Annotated in this window: 19 protein-coding genes and 2 tRNA genes; 10 read left to right on the top strand and 11 right to left on the bottom strand. The window is 68.2% G+C overall.

Annotated features, from left to right (window positions below; translation table 11 throughout):
* Positions 1–18: 18 nt before the first annotated feature.
* Positions 19–753 (top strand): SDR family oxidoreductase, encoded by a 735-nt coding sequence (locus LCY71_RS02915; protein WP_225334866.1) that lies wholly within the window; start codon positions 19–21, stop codon positions 751–753.
* Positions 754–777: 24 nt separating this feature from the next.
* On the opposite strand, the gene LCY71_RS02910 is transcribed toward LCY71_RS02915, so the two are convergent.
* On the bottom strand, positions 778–1,959 hold the full coding sequence (locus tag LCY71_RS02910) for an AI-2E family transporter (RefSeq protein ID WP_225334865.1): 1,182 nt from the start codon (positions 1,957–1,959) through the stop codon (positions 778–780).
* A 128-nt stretch (positions 1,960–2,087) separates the two neighbouring features.
* Complete coding sequence (locus tag LCY71_RS02905; RefSeq protein ID WP_225334864.1) at positions 2,088–2,558, bottom strand: GDP-mannose mannosyl hydrolase; 471 nt, start codon at positions 2,556–2,558, stop codon at positions 2,088–2,090.
* A gap of 255 nt (positions 2,559–2,813) precedes the next feature.
* Between LCY71_RS02905 and LCY71_RS02900 the strand changes: the two genes are divergently transcribed.
* Positions 2,814–4,862: a PQQ-dependent sugar dehydrogenase gene (locus tag LCY71_RS02900; RefSeq protein ID WP_225334863.1), complete on the top strand. Its 2,049-nt coding sequence runs from the start codon at positions 2,814–2,816 to the stop codon at positions 4,860–4,862.
* A gap of 285 nt (positions 4,863–5,147) precedes the next feature.
* Here LCY71_RS02900 and LCY71_RS02895 read toward each other — a convergent pair.
* A tRNA-Met gene (locus LCY71_RS02895) sits at positions 5,148–5,290 on the bottom strand.
* Positions 5,291–5,402: 112 nt separating this feature from the next.
* Between LCY71_RS02895 and LCY71_RS02890 the strand changes: the two genes are divergently transcribed.
* Positions 5,403–6,506 carry a DUF7115 domain-containing protein gene (locus LCY71_RS02890; RefSeq protein ID WP_225334862.1) on the top strand — a complete coding sequence of 368 codons (1,104 nt, stop codon included), beginning with the start codon at positions 5,403–5,405 and terminating at the stop codon, positions 6,504–6,506.
* A 25-nt stretch (positions 6,507–6,531) separates the two neighbouring features.
* On the opposite strand, the gene LCY71_RS02885 is transcribed toward LCY71_RS02890, so the two are convergent.
* Positions 6,532–6,891, bottom strand: a complete 360-nt coding sequence (locus LCY71_RS02885; RefSeq protein WP_225334861.1) for a DUF5830 family protein — start codon at positions 6,889–6,891, stop codon at positions 6,532–6,534.
* 322 nt (positions 6,892–7,213) lie between these two features.
* Between LCY71_RS02885 and LCY71_RS02880 the strand changes: the two genes are divergently transcribed.
* The gene (locus LCY71_RS02880) at positions 7,214–7,867 is read left to right on the top strand and encodes a TVP38/TMEM64 family protein (protein WP_225334860.1); all 654 of its coding nucleotides are present in this window, start codon (positions 7,214–7,216) and stop codon (positions 7,865–7,867) included.
* A gap of 19 nt (positions 7,868–7,886) precedes the next feature.
* Here the strand turns inward: LCY71_RS02880 and LCY71_RS21570 are convergent, their stop codons facing one another.
* On the bottom strand, positions 7,887–8,006 hold the full coding sequence (locus tag LCY71_RS21570) for an HVO_2523 family zinc finger protein (RefSeq protein ID WP_308444688.1): 120 nt from the start codon (positions 8,004–8,006) through the stop codon (positions 7,887–7,889).
* 189 nt (positions 8,007–8,195) lie between these two features.
* Between LCY71_RS21570 and LCY71_RS02875 the strand changes: the two genes are divergently transcribed.
* Entirely contained in the window at positions 8,196–9,683 is a 1,488-nt protein-coding gene (locus tag LCY71_RS02875; protein WP_225334859.1) for an AI-2E family transporter, read from the top strand.
* A 124-nt stretch (positions 9,684–9,807) separates the two neighbouring features.
* On the opposite strand, the gene LCY71_RS02870 is transcribed toward LCY71_RS02875, so the two are convergent.
* On the bottom strand, positions 9,808–12,993 hold the full coding sequence (locus LCY71_RS02870; protein ID WP_225334858.1) for an adenosylcobalamin-dependent ribonucleoside-diphosphate reductase: 3,186 nt from the start codon (positions 12,991–12,993) through the stop codon (positions 9,808–9,810).
* 530 nt (positions 12,994–13,523) lie between these two features.
* Between LCY71_RS02870 and LCY71_RS02865 the strand changes: the two genes are divergently transcribed.
* The gene (locus LCY71_RS02865) at positions 13,524–13,703 is read left to right on the top strand and encodes a DUF8029 family protein (RefSeq protein ID WP_225334857.1); all 180 of its coding nucleotides are present in this window, start codon (positions 13,524–13,526) and stop codon (positions 13,701–13,703) included.
* Positions 13,704–13,735: 32 nt separating this feature from the next.
* Here LCY71_RS02865 and trpG read toward each other — a convergent pair whose 3' ends face one another.
* The 4 genes from trpG to trpD are packed head-to-tail and all read right to left on the bottom strand — an operon-like array spanning position 13,736 to position 17,641.
* Positions 13,736–14,347, bottom strand: a complete 612-nt coding sequence (trpG, locus tag LCY71_RS02860) for an anthranilate synthase component II (RefSeq protein ID WP_225334856.1) — start codon at positions 14,345–14,347, stop codon at positions 13,736–13,738.
* Positions 14,344–15,975, bottom strand: a complete 1,632-nt coding sequence (trpE, locus tag LCY71_RS02855) for an anthranilate synthase component I (protein ID WP_225334855.1) — start codon at positions 15,973–15,975, stop codon at positions 14,344–14,346. Before trpE ends, trpG begins: the two co-directional genes overlap by 4 nt.
* On the bottom strand, positions 15,972–16,646 hold the full coding sequence (locus LCY71_RS02850) for a phosphoribosylanthranilate isomerase (protein WP_225334854.1): 675 nt from the start codon (positions 16,644–16,646) through the stop codon (positions 15,972–15,974). The genes trpE and LCY71_RS02850 overlap by 4 nt, the downstream gene beginning before the upstream one ends.
* Positions 16,643–17,641 (bottom strand): anthranilate phosphoribosyltransferase, encoded by a 999-nt coding sequence (trpD, locus tag LCY71_RS02845; RefSeq protein ID WP_225334853.1) that lies wholly within the window; start codon positions 17,639–17,641, stop codon positions 16,643–16,645. Before trpD ends, LCY71_RS02850 begins: the two co-directional genes overlap by 4 nt.
* A 142-nt stretch (positions 17,642–17,783) precedes the next feature.
* On the opposite strand from trpD, the gene LCY71_RS02840 reads away from it, so the two are divergent.
* Both LCY71_RS02840 and LCY71_RS02835 read left to right on the top strand, forming a co-directional pair.
* Complete coding sequence (locus LCY71_RS02840; RefSeq protein ID WP_225334852.1) at positions 17,784–18,635, top strand: hypothetical protein; 852 nt, start codon at positions 17,784–17,786, stop codon at positions 18,633–18,635.
* Positions 18,636–18,728: 93 nt separating this feature from the next.
* Positions 18,729–18,803: transfer RNA gene (locus tag LCY71_RS02835), tRNA-Val, on the top strand.
* A 401-nt stretch (positions 18,804–19,204) separates the two neighbouring features.
* Here the strand turns inward: LCY71_RS02835 and LCY71_RS02830 are convergent.
* Positions 19,205–19,609 carry a DUF1804 family protein gene (locus LCY71_RS02830; RefSeq protein WP_225334851.1) on the bottom strand — a complete coding sequence of 135 codons (405 nt, stop codon included), beginning with the start codon at positions 19,607–19,609 and terminating at the stop codon, positions 19,205–19,207.
* A gap of 263 nt (positions 19,610–19,872) precedes the next feature.
* Here LCY71_RS02830 and LCY71_RS02825 point away from each other — a divergent pair, with 263 nt between their 5' ends.
* Together LCY71_RS02825 and LCY71_RS02820 are read left to right on the top strand one after the other, a co-directional pair.
* Positions 19,873–20,085 carry a helix-turn-helix domain-containing protein gene (locus LCY71_RS02825; protein ID WP_225334850.1) on the top strand — a complete coding sequence of 71 codons (213 nt, stop codon included), beginning with the start codon at positions 19,873–19,875 and terminating at the stop codon, positions 20,083–20,085.
* Between the two features lie 102 nt (positions 20,086–20,187).
* A complete protein-coding gene (locus LCY71_RS02820; protein WP_225334849.1) occupies positions 20,188–20,544 on the top strand; it encodes a hypothetical protein in 357 nt (118 codons plus the stop codon).
* The last annotated feature ends 58 nt before the right edge of the window (positions 20,545–20,602 follow it).

Here is a 20,602-nt window from a genome sequence, read left to right as displayed (position 1 = left end):
CGCGACAACTCCCGGCGCATGAGCCTCGAAGACAGCGTCGCGCTGATCACCGGCGCCAGCTCCGGCATCGGTCGAGCGACCGCCGAAGCGCTCGCCGAGCGGGGCGCCGCCGTCGCCGTCAGCGCCCGCCGCGAGGACCGCCTGGAATCGCTCGCCGACGACCTCAGGGAGGACCACGACGCCGACGTGCTCGTCCAGACGGCCGACGTGACCGACGACGCCCAAGTCGCCGCGCTCGTCGAAGCAACCGTCGACGAGTTCGGTCGTCTCGACACCGTCGTCGCCAACGCCGGCCTCGCCCGCGAGGGCGCCGTCGAGGAACTGGACACCGACCGGTTCCGGCAGATGCTCGACGTCAACTGCGCCGGCGTCTTCTACACGGCCCGCGAGTCGCTGCCCCACCTCCGCGAGACGGAGGGGCTGCTCGTCCTCGTCGGCAGCATGGCCGGCCAGTACCCCCGGCCGGCCAGCCCGGTCTACGCCGCGACGAAGTGGTTCGTCCGCGGGTTCGGCAAGTCCCTGGCCGGCAGCGTCGGCCCCGACGGCGTCGGCGTCACCGTCGTCAACCCGACCGAGGTCCGCACGGAGTTCGGTTCCGAGGACGGCGAGTCGCTCGGCGAGCGCCTCAACCCGGACGAGGCGGCCGACCCCGGGGACGTCGCCGAGGGCATCGCCTTCGCGGCCGAACAGGAGCCGCCGAACGTCGTCCAGGAACTGGACTTCTACCGCCGGGACAAGTTCGAGGGCTGGTAGCTCCCGTCGCGGGCGACCGGCACGTCACTGATCGCCCGGCGTGTCGCCGGTCGAATCCCCCTCCGGTACCGACTCCTGTACGTCGCCCGGATCGGCCCCGACGTCCTCGCCCATCGACAGGCGCCGGGTCAGCGGCTCGCCGTGCAGCAGTTCCGGGAGGGCGATCCGGACCGCCTCCAGCAGCAGGACGAACAGGATCGGCATGAGGAAAAAGCCGTACCAGCCGAACAGGATCGGTCCGAGCAGGTACGCGAACAGCAGTAGCAGCGGGTTCACCGTACGTCCCGTGAGGAGGGGCTGGACGAAGGTCTGTGGGAGGATGTCGAGCACGAAGAAGTACGCCACCAGCACGCCACCGACGAACGCCAGGTGAGCCCGGTTCCCCTGGAGGGCCTGCACGGCGAGGTAGCCGACCACGGGGAGGTAGATCACCTTGCCGACGACGATCGGGATCAGGCTGGCGACGCCCGTCAACACGGCGAGCACGGGCACCATCGGAACCGCGAGCGGGGCCGGCGCCAGGAGGTTCGTCGCCCAGTACGCGGCCGCCGCGACGATGGACATCGCGACGACGAACAGGAAGTTGCCGAAGAACACCGACTCGAGGTCCTCGTCGACCGTCGTGGCGTAGCTGTACGCGGTCGTCTCGCGCCCGCCGACCAGTTCTCGGAACCCCTCGGCGAGTTCGTCGCCGTTCTCCAGCAGGAAGTACGTCAGCGTCACCGCGAGCGACACCAGCAACAGCCCACCGGCGACGGCCGAGAAGGCCTGTCCCCCCGTCTGGAGCAGCGTCTCGAACGTCTGCTGGGGCTGTTGCGCTAGCTGCTGGGGATTCTCGACGGCTGAGAGCACCGCCTGCCGCTGCTGGTCAGTCAGCGCCTCGAGGGCACCGCCGAGCAACTGCTGCTGTCCGGACTCGCCGACCAACTGGCCGATCTCCGAGAACACCCGAAAGCCGGTGTACGCTAGCAGCAGGAGGATCGGCCCCAGGACGAGTACTATCGTCGCGGTCGCGACGAGTCCGTCGGAGTCGATCACGCCCCGGAGCTCGCGGTAGATCGGTCGCGTCGCGTAGTAGCCGAAGACGCCCAGGACCAGGATTCCGACGAAGGAGTAGGCGATGTACCCCGCAACGACCGCCAGCGCGGCGACGTAGAGCCACCAGCCGAGTCGTGCTCGCTCGAACGGCGACTCCGGTTCGGGCATCTATCGCTGATAGACGTTCCGGACTTGAAGCGAACCGGGCGGCGTGTGCATGGTCGCTAAAGGCCACTGCCGGTCGGTACGGGCCGCGACTGTCGCCGTCCGTACTTCCGGACGTCGGCCCCGCCCCGTCACCCCCCGTCCGAGAGGACGCCAGCGTCGACGAGGTAGTCCCTGACGTAGGGGTGGAGGTCGGCGTCGTCGACGGGCGGCGACACCGTCCGGAGGTCGGCGTGCTGGTCGTCGGGCGCCAGCTCGTCCGCGTCCGTCGTCACGACGTATCCGATCGGTACGTAGTGCTTGCCGTCCGCGCTCTCGACGTCGGCCTCGTCCCAGAAGTGCTCGTAGACGCCGAGCCGGCGCTGGACAGAGACCGGGACGCCGAGTTCGGCCTCTGCGACCCTGTTGACGGCCTCGTCGAGCCGCTCGCCCTTCCTGACGACGCCGCCGGGGACGAACCACTCGCCCTTCGCGGGCTCGTTGGTCCGCTTTCCCAGTACCACGCCGTCGCCGTGCCGGACGACGAGGTCGACCGACACGAGCGGGACCGAATCGACGATCGTCGCCCAGTCGTCCTGCGGGATCGGATGCTCCTCGCTCACGGTGGCGCTTGCCGTCGGCGACACAGACCCGTTTCGATGTGGTGCCGTCGTCCTCCCCGGACGGCCGCTGTAACCGCACGTTTCCCGCCACCGTCCAGCGGTCCCGGCGGGTCGCGAACGCGGGTCGTAACGTCGGACTCCCCGCGTCAAATCTCGCGATTCGATCCAGCGCCGGGATTCCGCTGGCCTTACCGCCTGAACCGTCGCGCGAGGTTTAGTCCACTGCCCCGAAGACGACGACAGCGAGACAGACCAATGACAGGAGACGACAACTCGACTGGTTCGGAGTCGTATCCGGCCAGCGTACGGAGACGAAGCGTTCTGAAAGGCGTCGCAGCCGCGGGCGGCGTCGGCCTCGCCGGCGTCGGGCTCGCCCAGCAGGACGAGCCGATCGCGATCAGACTCGGCGGCGTCACCTCCGGCTGGACGGTTCCCGACGACGCCGGCGACCCCGTCGGCGAGGGGCCCAATCCGACGCTCACCCTGCAGGCCGGCCGGGACTACGAGGTCACCTGGGAGAACGTTGACGGCCAGCCGCACAACTTCGCCGTCCTCGACGGGGACGAGGAGACGCTCCTCAGCAGCGAAATCATCGAGGAGCAGGGCGCGACGCAGACGGTGTCGTTCACCGCGACCGAGGAGATGGCGGAGTACCTCTGCGAGGTCCACCCGGTGAGCATGCGCGGCGACGTCGAGGTCGGGACCGGCGACGGCACCGCGACGCCCGCCGGGGACGCCCAGGCAGCCCGGTTCTTCCAGCGGGGCACGGAGGTCGGCGTCCAGGTGGTCGCGGAAGGGATGACCGCCCCGACCGACTTCGAGGACCACCCCGAGCTCGACTTCTACTACGTCACCGATCAGACCGGCGAACTGTGGACCGTCGACCCGGACGAGGGCCTGTCGGACGAGCCGGTGCTGAACGTCTCCGACCGGATGGTCGAACTCGGAACGTACAACGGCCAGTACGGTGACCCCGAGAGCGAGTACGACGAGCGCGGCCTGCTCGGCGTCGAGTTACACCCGGAGTTCCCCGACGACCAGCGCCTCTTCCTCCACTACAGCAGGCCCCCGAACGAGGACACGCCCGACGACTGGTCCCACGTCGAGGTCGTCTCCTCGTTCGAGGTCGGCGAGGACGGAACCGACGTCGACGCCGGCTCGGAGCAGGTGCTGCTCTCGTTCCAGAAACCGCAGTACAACCACGACAGCGGCCCGATGGCGTTCGGACCCGACGGCTACCTGTACGTGCCCATGGGCGACGGCGGCGGCGCGAACGACGAGCTGTACGGCCACGTCGACGACTGGTACGACCAGAACGCCGGCGGCAACGGTCAGGACGTCACGGAGAACCTGCTCGGCGACGTCCACCGGATCGACGTCGACGGCGGCGATGGGGACCGGCCCTACGGCATCCCGGAGGACAACCCCTTCGCCGGCGACGACAGCGAGGGGCTGGACGAGATCTACGCATACGGCTTCCGCAACCCGTTCGGGATCTCCTTCGACAGCCGGGGGAACTGCTTCGTCGCCGACGCCGGCCAGAACCTCTTCGAGGAGGCCGACGTCGTCGAGCGGGGCGGCAACTACGGCTGGAACGTCAAGGAGGGCACTCACTGCTTCAGCACCGAGAACGCGGCCGATCCGGACGCCATCACGGACTGCCCGGACGCCGAACCCGACGAAGCGCCCTACGACGGGAGCGAACTGATCGACCCCGTCGTCGAGTACCCCCATACCTATCAGGGCCAGAACGTCGGCATCGTGATCATCGGCGGCCACCGCTACGAGAACGACGTGATCGACGGGCTTGAGGGCAAGTACGTCTTCGGCGAGTGGACGAAAGACCCCAGCCGGAACGAGCCGCTCGGTCGGATCCTCGCCGCTACGCCACCGGACGGGTTCGACGGCGCGGACGGGGGAACGCCGACCGCTACCGAGGGCAGCGACGAGGACGCCACCGCTACTCCTAGTGGCGAGGACGCCACGACCGACACCGCGACCGCCACCGAGGACGTCGTGCCGCGGGACGAGCTGTGGGAGATGGAGGAGCTGATCGTCCAGGACGGACAGGAGGGGACGCTCAGCCAGTTCGTCCGGATGTTCGGTCAGAACGAGGAGGGCGAGATCTTCGTCCTCGCGAACCAGCTGGGGCGGCTGCTCCGGGCCCCCGACAGCGAGACCGGATACCTCTTCAAGCTTGTTCCGCCGGAGGAGGGCGAGGACCTGCCACAGGTTCCGGACCCGCTACCCGGCGCGGAGCCGACAGAGGCCGACAACGAGACCGACGGGTCGAACGGGAACTGAATCCCGCCCTCGTTCTGGAATCACGGTGGAGCGGCCGGGAGAGGGCTATAGTAGAAATTGAAACTACTTACACATCGAGGGGGACCCCGGGTCCCCCTCGAGTGTGTCAGTGCGTTCAATTTCTACTATAGCAGCCCCCGAACGACGGACAATCGCGCCGCGATCGTCCTCATCTCGGCTCGCTGGCGCTCGCGCTGGACCTACCGGGTTCTCCGCCCTCTCCGGCCATTCTCGGAGAGATCACTCGACGCTCGCTGTCGCTCGCGACTCGTGGTCGTTGAGAAGTGCCCGGGGAGGGCTCCGAACCCTCGATCTCCGCATGACCCAGGTCGCAGGCGTGACGAGCGCCCACCGGTCATGCCGGATGGTGCCGCGCAGGTCTGACGACCCTATGAGTGCGGCGCTATGTCCAGCTAAGCCACCCGGGCGCGTGTGCATCCTATCGTTGCCCGGAGGTGGCCTTGAAGGTTCTCATCTCCGCCGGGGCTGGCACCGTCTGGCACCCGCGGATTTAAGCCACATCACGAGTACGTGCCCACCATGGAGATACCAGACCTCGTCCAGGACGCGCTCGGGGACGAGGAGGTGCAGGCAGGGGTGAGCCTCGGGGACGAGGACACGCTCTGTTTTACCCCGACGCGGACGCTCATCTACAGGGGTGAGGGACTGCTCAGCGACGAAGACGTCTCCGAGTACCCGCACGACTTCGAGCGGCTAGGCATCTCGGAGGGCCGGCGCAAGACGACGTTCTCGCTGACCTACGTCGACGGCAAGCGGGAGTTCTCCGTCCCGGGCAACCGGACCGATCCCGTCCTCGAGCGGCTGCTCGAGAGCGCGCTGCGGGTCAACGGCGTCATCGAACCCGGCGAGGGGCTCGCGGGCGTGTTCCGCTTCAGCGAACTGACGCTGGCGGTCGCCGACCAGCGCATGCTCAAACACGTCGGCGAGTACACCTGGGACGGCGACTACGAGACCCTCGCCTACGACGACGTGACCGGCCTGCACTTCGAGGACGGCAGCGTCGCCACCGCCGTCGTGCTGGAGGTCGGCGGCCGCCCCGAGCGGATCAAGGCGCCCAACGACCAGGCCGCGCTGCTGCGGAAGACGCTGGAGGAGGCCCTCTTCGAGTACCACGGCGTCGGCTCGCTCGACGAACTCAACCGCGCCCTCGAAACGGAGGACGAGGGCGACGACGGCGAGTCCCCGGCGAGCCCGTCCGAGTCCTCGCGCGGCCTCGGCCTCGACGCCGACATCGATCCCCTCGTCGGCGGCGACGGCAGCGAGACGGAACAGTCCCCGGAACAGAACGCCCGGGAGCGCCCCGCCGGCGAGGGCGGCGGACGGGCGACGGCAGACAGCGAGTGGTCGAGTGCGAACGCGGGCGGACCCGCGGACGCCGGGTCGCGCTCGAACGACCGTGAGTCCCGACCGACGGCGGCGTCGGCCGACCGAAGTCGCTCCGCCGGGGGGGCGACCGGCACCGCCGAGACGACGCAACAGCCGACCGACCGCGACGACGACCTCGAAGCCGTCGAGGAGCAACTGGCCGAACTGACCGAGGCCGTCCAGCGCCAGAACGAACTCCTGGAGCGCCAGCAGCAGACCGTCAAGCAACTCATCAAGGAACTCCGTCAGGGCCGCTAGGCCGCTCCGTACACTGGACCGACTCCTATTCTCTCCCGAGGACCTTCCTGATGCACGTCGACCCGTAGGGACCCACCTCGTCGTCGTCGAAGCTGACGAAGTGGCCCTCCGAGATGCCGGCGCCGCAGCGCTCGCAGTCGAACTCGCCCTCCTTGACGACCACGTCGCTCTCGAAGCTCACGTAGGTCCCCGACGCCGTCGGCTCGACGGTCCCGCCGGAGCGCTCGATGATTCCCCGCTCTTCGGCGGCCTCGAGAATCTCCCGCTGGAGCTGGGGGTTGGTCGTCACCGCCTCGATCCGGTCGATGGCCTCCGCGACCGACAGCTCGGCGTGTTCGAGGTGAGCCAGCAGCTCGATCCCCAGCTCGACGCGCTCGTCCGTCACGCGCGAAGCGTCGTCGTCGGTCGAATTAAGCGTTCCGGGGCTAGGTAATCCGGGAAACAGGAACGTGATCGACGTAGTTCAGAACAGCCCGAAAGCCCGAGCCCCTTTCAACCCCACCACGGCGGCTGGTCAGTCGTCTACTATAGTAGAAATTGAACGCTGTGACCCACGCGAAGGGCACCCGGAGCGCCCCTCGATGTGTGAATAGTGTCAATTTCTACTATAGCCGGAGGACGCTCCAGTCCCAGGCGTTTCCGTCGTCTACGGCTCCGGTTCCGAGCGACCACAAGAGGTTTGTCGGCGTAGCGTCCCTCTTGGCGTGATGGATCGGCTCACGCGACGCCAGCTGGTCGCGACCGGCGTGGTCGTGGCCCTCGCCGTCGTCGCGACGCTGCTGCTCTCGCCGCGGGGCATTCTTGAGGCGGTCGCCGGGCTCTCCGAGCGGCCGTTGCTGTTCGGCGCAGCGCTCGCCGTCCTCTATCTGGTCCGGCCGCTGTTCGCGTGGCCGATCAGCCCGATCTCGGCGCTGGTCGGGTACGTGCTCGGGATGTCCTACGGGGTCCCGGTGGCGCTGGTCGGCGCCGTGCTGACCTGCGTGCCGCCCTTCCTGTTCGCCCGCCACGTCGGGACGGCCGGGGGGCTGTTCGGCCGGCTCAACGACGCCGGGCGCCGAGTCGTCGAGGTGACCGGGGCGACGCGGGGCGTGCTGGCGGCCCGGCTCTCGCCGCTGCCGGCCGACCCCGTCTCCTACGGCGCGGGGCTGTCGGGCGTGTCGCTGCGGGCCTACCTCGCGGGGACGCTCGTCGGCGAGATTCCATGGGTGTTCGTCGAGGTGCTCGCGGGAGCGTCGATGCGGCGGCTCACGCTGTCGGGGATAGACGCCGGCGTCCACGTCCTGCTGGCGTCGTTCGCCCTGGCCGTGCTCGTGGTCGCCGGGCCGGCCTACCGCCACGTCCGGGCGAGCCAGCCGGGGTAAGCGTCCGTACCGGCTCGATTCAGTAGAAGGTGTCCGCGCAGTCGAACACGACGCCGTGCTCCGGACAGACGTACTTGCAGTGCCGGTGGTACATCGGACGGTCGCACATCGGGCACGGCCGGCCGCCGCCGTCGCTCATGAGCGATCCTGCGGTCGCCGACGGCTTGAGACTGGCGGAGGTCGCCGCAGGACTCACTGCGTTCGTCCCGCGAGCCCGCGCCCACTCCGTTCGCGCGGACGCTGACACTCCGTTCGAGTGCGAGCCGTCGAGCCGCGACTGTGGAAGGCTCTCGGGCGGAATTCGGGACGGAGTCCGCAGAACGACTAAGTGCGGTCTCCGACCCTCCGAACACGTCGGTGCTCTCGCGGCTCCGTCCCGACGGGGGCGACGCCCTGGCGGGAGGCGAGGCTCTCAGGCCCGCTCTCGGACGTCCGCGACGGCGTCCGGGCGGACGACGCCTGGCGACAGTGGAACTTCACGTACGACCCGCCCGAGGGGAGCCATACCGTCGTCGCCCGCGTGATCGACGGGAACGGGTCCAACCCAGCGAGCGGCGGTCGCCCCGTCCCCGCGGTGTCGCGGGACGGGCTCGGCGAGAGTTCTGAGGGTATCTGCGGCGGGATCCCATCGTTCCCGGCGGCTCCCGTCGGCGACCGGACGTTGCAGGGGCGCTCTTTACCGGTCGCGACGCCCAAGTCTGAGGGGATGGACCTGGACGAGCGGAGCACGCGGGTCCTCTGGTGGATCGCCGGCGGCCTGCTCGTCGCAGTCGTCGGATACACGCTGTGGACGGTGCTGGGCGGGCTCGTCTTCGGGCTCTTCCTCTACTACGCCGTCCGCCCGGCGTACGTCCGCATCGCCGAGTTCATCGACGACACCGGCGGACTGGAGGTCGAAGACTCGCGAATCGCCGCGACGGCGACGCTGCTGCTCGTCGGTCTCCCGATGATCGCCGTCGTCGCGCTCGCGCTCTATCGTGTGGCCCACGACGTCGAGGCCTTCCTGGATACGCACCAGCTCTCCGAGTACGGGTCGATCTTACAGCCCTACGCCGGTATCGCCCGATCGCTGGAGGAGGGGACGCTACCGGACGGGACGGCGAACGGCGGTGGCGGCGCGCTCTCTGGAGGGGGCCTCGGCTCGGCACTCGACCCGCTGCTCCAGTACGGCCCGGTGGTTCTGGGCATCGTTACCGACGTCTTCGTCATGGTGGTAGTGGCCTACTACCTGCTCCAGTACGACGACGACATCGCCGAGTGGGCACGCGGCACCTTCGACGACCAGCCCAGTGTCATCTCGGTCATGGCGACCGTCGACGCGGAGCTGGAGCACATCTACTGGGGTAACCTAGTTCTGGTGGCGCTCACGGCCCTGATCGCCGGCGTGAACTACTACGCGCTGCAGTTCGTGGCGCCGGAGGGCGTCACGATCCCCTACGTCTTCCTGCTGGCGATGGTGACGGGGATCATGACGCTCGTCCCGGCTATCGGCATCAAGCTGGTCTACTTCCCGATGGCGGGCTTTCTGGCCTACCGCGCCGTGACCGGGGGGACGCCGCTGTGGTTCCCGATCGCCTTCTTCCTGGTGACATTCGTCGTCGTCGACGTGTTCCCGGACACGATCGTCCGGCCGTGGATCTCCGCCGGCGAGCTGAACATGGGCCTCGTCCTCATGGCCTACGTCTTCGGCGCCGTCGCCTTCGGCTGGTACGGCGTCTTCCTCGGGCCCATCGTCCTCGTCGTCTTCCTCGAGTTCGCGCGGACGATCCTCCCCGAGCTGATGACCGACGCCAGAGTGAAGGACGTGGTCGACTGATCGGTCGGGCTGCTGGCGTGGTCGCACGGGCGTCGCTGGCGGAAGCGAGAACGAGAGAACGACGGAGAGAGACCGGGAGAGCGAGAAGAGAGGTACCGCGGTTCAGGCGCCAGTCACCGAATCGTCAGCACTCGGACCAGCCGCAGGACTCGCAGGTCTTGCAGCCCTCGGAGTAGTACAGCGACATCGCGCCGCATTCGGGGCACTCGGGGCTCTCGCCCGCGTCGATGAGCGCCTGCTGGTCGGCCTCGTCGCCGGCCGAGTCGTCGCCGTTCTGTGCGGCGACGCCGCCGGCGGACTGCGACGCAGTCTCCCGTGCTCCGGAATCGGCGAGCGATTCCGGACCGCCGTCCGTCTCAGGCGGGGGAGACTGGCGGTTCTGGTCGTCCGTCGCTTCGTCCTCGGCGGTCTCCTCGAGGGTCTGCTGCTGCGGGTAGGCCTTGTCGACCTCGCCGTCGAGGTAGCGGCGCATCGCGGTGCCGATAGCGTCAGGGATGGACTGGATCTGCTCGCCCTTGTCCCAGGCGACCTTCGGACTGCGGATGCCCTGTAGCTCGTCGGCGATCTCCTGCGGGTCGACGCCGCTGCGCAGCGCCGTCGAGATGGTCTTGGCCAGCGCCTCGGTGAAGGAGGCGGTGAAGCCGCCGGAGTTGCCGATGTTGGCGAACAGCTCGAACGGCCGCTCCGTCTCGGGATCCTCGTTGATGTTGACGTAGAGCTTGCCGTAGCCCGTGTCGATGCGCTGGGTGACGCCGTGGAGGACGTCAGGCCGGGGCTGCTTGCGGGCGTAGGCGCTCTCGTCGCCGTCGGCCACGTCGAGCAGGTCCTCGACGGACCGGTCGAGCGCCTCCTGGACGGCCTCGTGCTCGAGGAAGCCCTCGATGCCGCCGAAGATCTCCTCGATCTGGGCGACCACCTCGGCCTCGTCCATCTCGGCGAACTCGGTGTTCTGGGCGCGCGTGGTGAGCACCTGCTTGCTGCGGGTGCCGTCGCGGTAGTAAGTGACGCCCTTGCCGCCGTGCTCGTAGATGTACTCGAAGACCTCCGCGGCGTCCTCGACGGAGGAGTCGTTGGGCGCGTTGACGGTCTTGGAGATGGCGGAGTCGACGCCCTGCTGGCAGGCGCACTGGATCGAGGCGTGCTGCTTGGGCGTCAGGTCGCCGGTCGTGACGAACAGCTCGCCGATGGCGTCCGGCACCGTCGAGAGGCCCTCGACGCCGTCGAACTCGTTGTTCGACATCTGTTCCTGGGCCTCCCGTTTGACCTCCTCGACGTCGATGTCGTTGGCCTCCAGCGTGCGCAGGAAGTAGTCGTCGAACTCGACGAGCATCTCGTCGCCCTGGACGTCGTCGGAGACGTTCTTGTAGTAGGCGACGTTGTAGATGGGCTCACAGCCGCCGGAGGTGTTGCCCACCATCGACGTCGTCCCGGTCGGGGCGATGGTCGTCGTGTTGTGGTTCCGGATCGGGAAGCCGTCCTCCCACTCCTCGGGGTCGAGGCCGGTCTGCTTCTCGAACCACTCGGGGTACTCGGTGGGGTTCGCGTACTTGGACTTGTCCCACTCGTCGAAGCTCCCGCGGTCCTGCGCGAGCTCGTGGCTGGCCCGCTTCGAGCCGTGGTTGATGTCCCGCATGACCTGACGGGCGATCTCGTTGGCCTCGTCGCTGCCGTACTTCACGCCGAGCTGGATGTACAGCTGGGCCAGACCCATGATGCCCAGGCCGATCTTGCGCATCTCGCGGACCTTCTCCTCGATCTGCGGGACCGGGAAGTCCGACATCGTGACGACGTTCTCGAGGAAGCGCGTGCCCAGCTCGATGCGGCGCTGGAACGCCTCGACGTCCAGCGCCTCCTCGAGGAAGGCGTCGACGGCGTCCTCCAGGGAGTCGTACTCGTCGGCGTGGCGCTCGGACCAGACGCGCCAGTCGGGCGCGCCCTGGTCGGCCAGCGTCGAGAGGTTGATGTGGCCAAGATTACACGCTTCGTACTCTTCGAGCGGCTGTTCCCCGCAAGGATTTGTGGCTAAGATGCGGTGATCTGGATGTTTGTCAACATCGAAGCTGTGTTCCTTGTTTACTCTTTCAAGATAGATCACGCCGGGCTCGCCGTTCTCGTGGGCGCCCTCGACGATGCGCTCCCAGAGCTTCTCCGCGGGGATGGACAGCTCCTCGCCGACCTCGACGTACTCGCCGAGGTCGAACATCTCGTACAGCTCCTCGGTCTGCTCGGTCGCGACGTGGGCCTCGCCCGTGCGCGGGTTGGTGAAGGTGAACTCCTCGCCCGCCTGCAGGGCCTCCATGAAGTCGTCGGTGATGCCGACGGAGATGTTGAAGTTAGAGAGGTGGCCCTCGACGGCGTTGCGGAGGTGCTTGGGGACCTTCCCGTCGTCGTCGATCAGCTCGCGGGCCTCCTCCAGAGCGTCGGCGAAGGAGTTGTGCGTGAAGTCGTCGGGGTCGTTCAGGCGCAGCGTCTCCGCCAGGGAGACGTCCTTGTTCTTGGCGTGGATGAACTGGATGACGTCGGGGTGGGAGACGCGCATGACGCCCATCTGTGCGCCGCGGCGGGCGCCGCCCTGCGCGATGGTCTCGCACATCTGGTCGTAGGTCCGCATGAACGTGATCGGACCGGACGCGATGCCGCCGGTGGAGCCGACGGGGTCGCCGTAGGGGCGCAGCCGCCAGAAGGCGTAGCCCATGCCGCCGCCGGACTGGAACACCTGCGCGGCCTCCTTGGCCGTCTGGTGGATGTCGTCGATGTCGTCCTCCGGCGAGTCGACGAAGCAGGCCGAGAGCTGCTGGAGCTCGTCCCCGGCGTTCATCAGGGTCGGGGAGTTGGGCATGAAGGAGAGGTCCTCCATCAGGCCCTGGAACTCCGCGGCCTTCTCCTCGACGTGCTCGCGGACCGCGTCGGGGAGCTCGGGGACCAGCGTCTCGTAAGCGAACTTGTTGACGTTGTAGATGGAGAGCTCAGTCTCGACGTCGTCGGCGGCGGAAGTGCCCTTGCCGAAGACCTCCTCGGCCAGTTCGTCCCGGCGCGGGTGGTCGGGCTTGAGCTGGTCGGGCGAAACCGTGACGTCGACGCCCTGCTTCTCGGCCTCGAAGACGGCCTCGGCGAGGGCGATGTTCTTCGCGACGCGTTCGAAGAGGTCCTCCTGCTCCTCGATGAGTTCGCCGTCCGCGTCCTTGCGGAGGTAGCGGGCGGGCAGGATGTTGTGGTAGGCGTTGTCGGTCAGGCGCTCCGCGAGCGTGTCGCCCGTGGTGCGCTTTATCGGCAGGTCAACCTCGTCGATCGAGAGATCTACGTCGCTCATGCCTCGCGCCTCCCGACGACGGCGCTTCGTCGGACGATACCGCGTTCAGTGACTGGCAGAACCGGGCTCATTCGTAACGACATTGGTGTTTACTTGGATGGCTAAATAGTAACCGATGATTCCCCTGCTGGGTGGTGGGAGTACCGGTCAGTCGAGTGCCTGTTCGAACATATCACTGGTGGGTAATATCAGCCGCGATCCAGCGTCGGCGGGACCGTGTTCGCGTGCGGTATCTAGCAGTTGCCGACAGCTTATTAATCGTATCGGACCACAGTGAAAGTGAACCTTTCGATCGAGAATCGCGAGAGGGCGTCGCCTCTTCAGTCGAAACTGTCATCCGCAACGGACTCGAGTGGTTGGGTTCTGAATGCGTGTTCGCCCGCACCTGACGGAACACGCCCTACCGCCCTCGATCTGTTTTGATTTCTGATAGGTATGGCGTCGAGCGCGCCGGCACGGAGTGCACGCTGATCGTGGGCGAGTGACCGCCGGGCGACAAGACATATGCCGCAGGGCACGTAGGTTCAGGTATGTTCCAGTTCGGTGCGCTTGGCTCGCCCCCCACGCTCCTCGTCGGCCTGATCGCCCTCGCGCTCGTGATCCTCGTCGGTCGGCTCGTGCTGCGCGTCGCCTGGAAGCTCGTGCTCCTGGCGACGCTGGCGGTCGCGGTGCTGTGGGTGCTGGGTGCGGTCGGGATCTCAGTGCTGTAGCGGGAGCGGACGGTCCGGCGTCCGCGGAGGACTCAGACCCCGTCGAGGAAGTTCCGGATGACGTCGTGGCCCACCGCGGTCAGCACCGACTCCGGGTGGAACTGGACGGCCTCGATCGGGTGCTCGCGGTGGCGGACCCCCATGACCAGCTCCTCGGGGCCGTCCTCGCCCTCGACCTCGGTGGTCGCGGTGACGTCGAAGCAGTCCGGCACCTCGGTGGCGACCAGCGAGTGGTAGCGCCCGCCCTGAAAGCCCTGTTCGAGGCCGGCGAAGACGCCCGCGCCGTCGTGCTCGACGGGGAAGGCCTTACCGTGGATCGGCTCGGGAGCCCGGCCGACCTCGCCGCCGTAGGCGTAGACGGCGGTCTCCAGGCCCAGGCAGACCCCCAGCGTGGGCACCTCTGGGCTGACCTCGCGGAGGACGTCCGGCGTGACGCCCACGTCGCGGTCGTTCTCGGGGTGGCCCGGCCCGGGCGAGACGACGATCGCGTCCGGGTCGACGGCCTCGACGTCGGACAGCGACGCCGTGTTCCGGACGACCTCCGCCTCGGCGTGCTCGGAGACGTACTCCACGAGGTTGTAGGTGAACGAGTCGAAGTTGTCTACGAAGAGGACGCGCGCCTCGTCGGCGGTTGCCACGCTCATCGGGACGCCTCCTCGGCGGCCTCGGCCGCGTCGGGATCGGTCGCACTCGCTACGTTCCCCGCCGACTGCTCGATGCGCTCGACGGCGTCCAGCACGCCGCCCATCTTGTTCTCCGTCTCCTCGTATTCGCTCTCGGGGACGGAGTCCGCGACGATGCCCGCGCCGGCCTGGACCGTAGTGCGCTGCGATCCCTCGCTGGTTTCCTCTATCGTCGCGGAGCGGATCACGATGGCCATGTCGACGTCGCCGGTCCAGGAGAAGTAGCCGACGCCGCCGCCGTAGAGGCCGCGGGGCGACCGCTCCAGTTCGTCGATGATCTCCATGGCGCGGATCTTCGGCGCGCCCGAGAGCGTCCCGGCGGGGAAGGTGGCGCGGGCCGCGTCGAACGCGTCGGCACCGTCCGCGAGCGTCCCCGTCACCGTCGACTCGATGTGCTGGACGTGGCTGTACTTCAGCACGTTCATGAACTCCTCGACGCGGACCGACCCGGGCTCGGCGACGCGGCGCACGTCGTTGCGCGCCAGGTCGACGAGCATGGTGTGCTCGGCCCGCTCCTTGCCGTCGGCGAGCATCTCGCCGGCCAGCCGGCGGTCCTCGACGGGGCTCGTACCGCGCGGGCACGTACCGGCGATGGGGTTGGAGACGACGTGGTCGTCGGCCACGGAGACCAGCGTCTCTGGGCTGGCGCCGACCACGGTCAGGCCGTCGTAGTCCAGCAGGTACATGTACGGCGACGGGTTGACCGCGCGCAGCGACTCGTAGAGCCCGAGCGGGTCCATCTCGCCGTACAGATCGCGCTTGCGAGAGATGACGCCCTGGTAGATGTCGCCGCTGAGGACGTACTCCTTGGCGCGCTCGACGGCGTCCTCGTACTCGTCTTTCGGGCCCGCCTCCTCGCGCTCGCGGACGAACCCGCAGGTCTCCAGGTCGTCGGCCGCCTGAAGGGCGCTCTCGACGGCCTCGGCCTCCGCGAGGAGTTCGTCGTAGCGCTGGCCCGCGTCCTCGTCGGCCCGGACGACGGGCGTGAACACCAGCGAGACGGTGTCCTCGACGTGGTCGAACCGCAGCGTCGCCGTGGTGAGGACGAACTGGGCGTCGGGGAACCGGGAGTCGGGCCGCTCCAGGCCGACCTCGTCGAGCCAGAGGTCGTAGACGGCGTCGTAGGCCAGGAAGCCCACGAGGCCGCCGTCGAGGTGCTGTCGGTGGCGGTCGGGGAAGCCTCGCAGGTCGGCGTCCGGCATCGCCGCCCGGAGGTCGTCCAGCACGTCGCCGCCGTCGGCGGTCACCAGGTCGGCGATCCGGTCGTCGAACGCCCGGACGCGCGTCTCCTCGTCGACGGTGACGACCGCGTCGGGGTCGTAGCCCACGAAGGAGTAGCGCGCGTGGCGGTCGTCGGTCCGCGGCGCGAACGCGCCGTCCGGATCGCTGGAGGCGACCTTCTCGGCGCTCTCCAGGAGGAAGGCGTACTCGCTGTGCTCGCGGTCGGTCGTGTGCCCGGTCAGCGCCGCGTAGGCCGCCAGCGGCTCAACGTCGACGTCCAGCTCGGCGACCGTCCGGACGACCACGGGGTCGTCCCCCGCAGCCAGGTCGGCGAACGCCTCGCGACTGCAGTCGAGTTCGGGGCTCACGGTGACACCTCCTCTGCCGCGGGCCCCTTCCCGGTGTTTTCGCCCGCCGCCGTCGCCGCCGCGACGAACCGCTCGACGGCGGCGTGGTCCTTCGCGCCGCCTTCGCTCTCGACGCCCGAGGCGACGTCCACGCCGAACGGCTCGACCGTCTCGACGGCCTCGGCGACGTTGTCGGGCGTGAGTCCGCCGGCCAGCAGCACCGGCGCGTCGAGACCCGTGACGAGGGCGCGGGTCCGCTCCCAGTCGTGAGTCTCGCCGGTGCCGCCGCCGCCATCCTCGTCGACGGAGTCGATCAGCAGGGCGTCCGCGACGGCCGCGTAGTCGGCCGCCGCGTCGCCCTCGGCGTCGGCCACGGCGAGCACCTGCGCGTCGACGCGTCGGCGGAGCGCGCCCACCTCGGCCGGGTCGAGGCCGCCGTGGATCTGAACGGCGTCGGGCCGGACGCGCTCGGCGAGCGTCACAGCGTCCTGCACCGACTCGGGCATCGTCACGAGGACGCCCGTCACCAGCGGCGGGACGCCGGCGAGGAGGTCCGCCGCCGTCTCCGGACCGACCTCGCGGGGCGTGTCCACCGGGACCTCGCTGATGACGCCGACCGCGTCGGCGCCGGCGGCGACCGCGGCGTCGCGGTCCGCCGCCCGGGTTATCCCGCAGACCTTCGCGCGCGTCATGCCGCCCCGCGGAGGTCGTCGAGCTTCTCGGCCGCGTCGCCGTCGTCGATGGCCCGCGCGGCGAGTTCGACGCCGTCGCGGTGGGAGTCGGCCACGCCGGCGACGTAGGCGGCCGCGCCCGCGTTCGCGAGGATGATGTCCCGCTTCGCGCCGTCGACCTCGCCCTTGACGATGCCGCGCAGGTCGGCGGCGTTCTCGGCGGGCGTCCCGCCGGCGACGGCCTCGATGTCGTGCTGCTCCAGACCGACGTCCTCGGGCGCCAGCGCGTACTCCTCGACGTCGTTCCCGTCGACCTCGGCGACCGTCGTCTCGTCGTGGACGGTAATCTCGTCCATGCCGGCGCCGTGGACGACCATCGCGCGCTCGACGTCCATGTTGGCCAGCGCCTCCGCGATCAGCGGAACGAGGTCGTCGTCGTAGACGCCCATCACCTGCGCGTCTGCGCCCGCCGGATTCGTGAGCGGCCCGAGGACGTTGAAGACGGTCCGCATCCCCAGTTCCTTCCGCGGGCCGATGACGGCCTTCATCGCGGGGTGGAAATCCGGCGCGTGCATGTACCCGATACCGTGGGATTCGATGGTGTCCTCGACGGCTGCGGGGTCGCTCTCCAGCGTCACGCCGACCTCCTCCAGCACGTCGGAGCTACCCGACGACGAGGAGACGGAGGAGTTGCCGTGCTTGGCGATCGGCACGCCCGCCCCCGAGGCCACGATGGCGCTGGTCGTCGAGACGTTGATCGTGTCGTAGTCGTCCCCGCCCGTGCCGCAGGTGTCGACCAGCGGCGACCGGTCGGGCTGGATCGTCTTCGCCGCGTCGCGCATCCCCTCGGCGAAGCCGGCGATCTCCGACTCCGTCTCTCCTTTGGCCCGCAGCGCCGCCAGCAGGGCGCCGATCTGTGACTCCGTCGCCTCCTCGAAGACCGCGGCCGCCGCCTCGTGGGCCTCGCTCTGGCTCAGGTCCTCCCCCTCCGTCACGCGCTCGATGTATTCCTGCATTGTGGGTCACCAATGGACTACTTCGTGTTGTAATGCACAAATCCGTACATCGACTTAAGCCTATCGTCGCGACTGTCGGTGTCGGCCGGTGCCCCTCACCCGCCCATCAGGCTTACGTGCGGGTATGCGGAATCCGACCGGTATGGTTTCGGAGGCAGTCGCGATCCCGGCGGTGATCGCCACGCTGGGCGCCGTCGGACTCTACACCGGCTGGAAACGCCGGCGGGTGTACGCCGCGATGGCTGATCTGGATCCGACGCCGATTCGCGAGACGGCGTCCCCGGGGACGATCGAGATCGAGGGCACCGCACGCCCGGGCGACGGGCCCGTCGAGGCGCCCGTGACCGGTCGCGAGGCGGTCGCCGCCGCCTGGACGGTCGAGGAGTGGGACGAGCGCGGCGACACCTCCCACTGGCGGGAGGTCGCCCGCGGCGTCGAGATCGCGCCGCTCGCCGTCGAGGACGAGACCGGCGCGATCGACGTCGACCCGGTCTCGAAGTCGGACGCCGCCGGCAAGTGGACCCAGACGACGGGCGTCACCGCCTCCGACGGCGTCCGGATGGACGACGTCCTGCTGGAGTTCGAGACCTTCGACGTGCAGGTCGAACTCGCCCCCGACGAGGCGGTCCCCGACCGCATCGCCGACCTCCACGCCGAGCACGGCCTCTACGAGGACACCGGGTCGATCACGAACGCAGTGGACGTCGGCCGGAAGCACGGTCGGCGACGCTACAAGGAGGCGATCGTCGCCCCCGGCGACGACGCGTACGTCCTCGGACGCGCAGAGGACGCCAGCGATCCCGACCGCGAGCGGCTCCGATCCGAGGACGCCCACGTGACCGAACCCGACGACGGGCTCATGATCGTCTCCGATCAGGGCGAGGGCAGCATCGAGTCCGAGTACCGTGCCGGGTCGCAGCTCCGCTTCGCCGGCGGCGCCGTCGCGCTGGTCCTCGGCACCCTGGGAACGCTCTGGATGCTCGGCCTCGTGTGAGCGTTGTTCCCATCCCATCACCGCACGGCGGTTCCGAAACCTTCAATTATACCCCCGGACAACGGTTGAATGCAGACAGAGGGAAGCCAGCCAGGGTTCGTGGTCTAGGTTGGTTATGACACCTCCTTGACATGGAGGAGGCCGGCGGTTCAAATCCGCCCGAACCCACTGAAAATTTTCTGGCAGGTTTGCTGTGGAGTCCCTACTCTAGTCCGGTTCGACTGTTATTCCTCCGCAATCCGGGTGATGTGTCCGACAGAGCGTCCGTAGGTTCCAAAGCGAATGGGCGTCTCTAAGCGGTTTGTCCCACTGGGCGAACAGTCCGGGATAATATGATGCACGTCCAGTCCGAATCCGAAGCGTCTCCTGTGTTCCTCGTAGCTGATGCCACAGACGGTACAGCGGTATCTATCGCGTTCGAGGGCCTTCTCCCGTTGTTTTTTCCACCCCGACCTGTAGGGACAGTCTGTCTTGACGTCGTACTGTTCCGACCAACACGCCATCGAGCAGTATTCGATGTCCAGCGACTGGCGGCGCTGGAAGGTCTCTTCGCAGTTGGGGCAGGTGATCTACACCTGTCGCTTCCGACGTTTATTAGCACACTCGTTCGAACAGTACTGGCCGTCGCGGACGGAGGGATAGTACCGGAACGATTCACCGCAGGTCACGCACTTGGCCGACTGCAGAGACTCGCCGTCCGTGATGCCGTGGCGGGCGAGCCAGTGACAGATCGTCGATTCGGCGACGCCGCACTCCTCGGCGATGTCCTGCTGATCGCGGCGGCGGTCGACGTATTGCTCACGGAGCCACGCCCGATCCGGGTAGCGCGGATTCCGTTCGATGCTGTGTCTGTCGAGCCATCGCTGGACAGTGCTCGACGCGACGTCGCGCAAGTCAGCGATCTCGGAGGCGGACTTGCGCCGGTCGACGTACTGCTCTCGCAGGAACTCGGCGTCGCGATACCGCCGGTTCATTTCGGTCCCGCATCTATTCCACTGGTCGACAGTTTCTTTGCGTCAGTAGTGCCCAGTCGCATTGCTTCTCGCTCTCGGGAAGCGCGGTCGCCTGTGCCAGCAGGCGACCACTTTTCCGTGGTCACGTGACCGCGATCCTCTCGTCCGCGTACGTAAACTCTCGCAATACAGTTCACGATTAGTAAACTAAAGTAGTAACGTCGGGTAGTCGTCTATAGATGGGAAAGGGTAATCACCGCCGTAGTCGTCCTGTAGAACGAACCGTGCCCGTCAAGCTCACCGATGCAGACGAGGCGATTCTCGACATGCTCTCCCGCGGACGGTGCACCGTCGGGTACCTCGCTGACGAGACGGACTACTCCCGACAGCACGTGCACAACAGGCTGAACGTCCTCCTGGCCGCTGAGTACGTCAGGAAGGTCCACGACGCGACGGGTCTGTACGAGCTTCGGAGTGATCCACAGAGCGACGGGTAAGCAATCGAAGCAGTCCCGCCCGAGTTCGTCTGCCCATCGTGACTCCGATTGCCCCCGGAAACGTCCCACACGTTGATCGTCTGTCCAGCCGACACCTTTCGCATGGCGGAGACCATCGAGTCGCGAGGACCGTTCGAGCAGTTCGTGCTGCTGGCAGTGACGGAGCTGTCCGTCGACGACGAGACGCCCGTGCACTCCTTCGAGGTGGCCAAGCGGTGCAAGGCCCACCTGGACGACGTCGACCGGGACCCGTTCGGCGGGGTCGAGCGCCGCGAGGTCACGAGGGCGCTGGGGTCGCTGGCCGAGGACGGCCTGTTGCGCAAGGAGCGGACGACGTCGGCGACGGGGAAGGGGCGACCGGCCTACGCCCTCGACGTCAGTTCCGACCGGGTGGTCGACGCCGTCGACGACGAGACGGGCGTGGGGCCCTACGCCGAGCAGTTGCGCGAGCGCGTGTAGCGGCGGCGAGTTTCGGTCGGTGGAGTGTGGAGTCGGCGGACCGAAGCCTCTTTTCCGG

The organism is Halomicrobium urmianum, assembly GCF_020217425.1.
Taxonomy (GTDB): domain Archaea; phylum Halobacteriota; class Halobacteria; order Halobacteriales; family Haloarculaceae; genus Halomicrobium; species Halomicrobium urmianum.
Note: the sequence above shows the minus strand (reverse complement) of the source record. Positions and strands in the feature narration are given on the sequence as shown.

Excerpts from the sequence above, each read along its gene's own strand:
- LCY71_RS02910 (WP_225334865.1), bottom strand. The coding sequence starts at position 1,959 with ATGCCCGAACCGGAGTCGCCGTTCGAGCGAGCACGACTCGGCTGGTGG.
- LCY71_RS02900 (WP_225334863.1), top strand. The coding sequence starts at position 2,814 with ATGACAGGAGACGACAACTCGACTGGTTCGGAGTCGTATCCGGCCAGC.
- LCY71_RS02870 (WP_225334858.1), bottom strand. The coding sequence starts at position 12,993 with ATGAGCGACGTAGATCTCTCGATCGACGAGGTTGACCTGCCGATAAAG.
- trpD (WP_225334853.1), bottom strand. The coding sequence starts at position 17,641 with ATGCAGGAATACATCGAGCGCGTGACGGAGGGGGAGGACCTGAGCCAG.
- LCY71_RS02830 (WP_225334851.1), bottom strand. The coding sequence starts at position 19,609 with ATGAACCGGCGGTATCGCGACGCCGAGTTCCTGCGAGAGCAGTACGTC.
- LCY71_RS02880 (WP_225334860.1), top strand. The coding sequence starts at position 7,214 with ATGGATCGGCTCACGCGACGCCAGCTGGTCGCGACCGGCGTGGTCGTG.
- LCY71_RS02840 (WP_225334852.1), top strand. The coding sequence starts at position 17,784 with ATGGTTTCGGAGGCAGTCGCGATCCCGGCGGTGATCGCCACGCTGGGC.
- LCY71_RS02890 (WP_225334862.1), top strand. The coding sequence starts at position 5,403 with ATGGAGATACCAGACCTCGTCCAGGACGCGCTCGGGGACGAGGAGGTG.
- LCY71_RS02850 (WP_225334854.1), bottom strand. The coding sequence starts at position 16,646 with ATGACGCGCGCGAAGGTCTGCGGGATAACCCGGGCGGCGGACCGCGAC.
- LCY71_RS02865 (WP_225334857.1), top strand. The coding sequence starts at position 13,524 with ATGTTCCAGTTCGGTGCGCTTGGCTCGCCCCCCACGCTCCTCGTCGGC.
- LCY71_RS02820 (WP_225334849.1), top strand. The coding sequence starts at position 20,188 with ATGGCGGAGACCATCGAGTCGCGAGGACCGTTCGAGCAGTTCGTGCTG.
- trpG (WP_225334856.1), bottom strand. The coding sequence starts at position 14,347 with ATGAGCGTGGCAACCGCCGACGAGGCGCGCGTCCTCTTCGTAGACAAC.
- LCY71_RS02915 (WP_225334866.1), top strand. The coding sequence starts at position 19 with ATGAGCCTCGAAGACAGCGTCGCGCTGATCACCGGCGCCAGCTCCGGC.
- LCY71_RS21570 (WP_308444688.1), bottom strand. The coding sequence starts at position 8,006 with ATGAGCGACGGCGGCGGCCGGCCGTGCCCGATGTGCGACCGTCCGATG.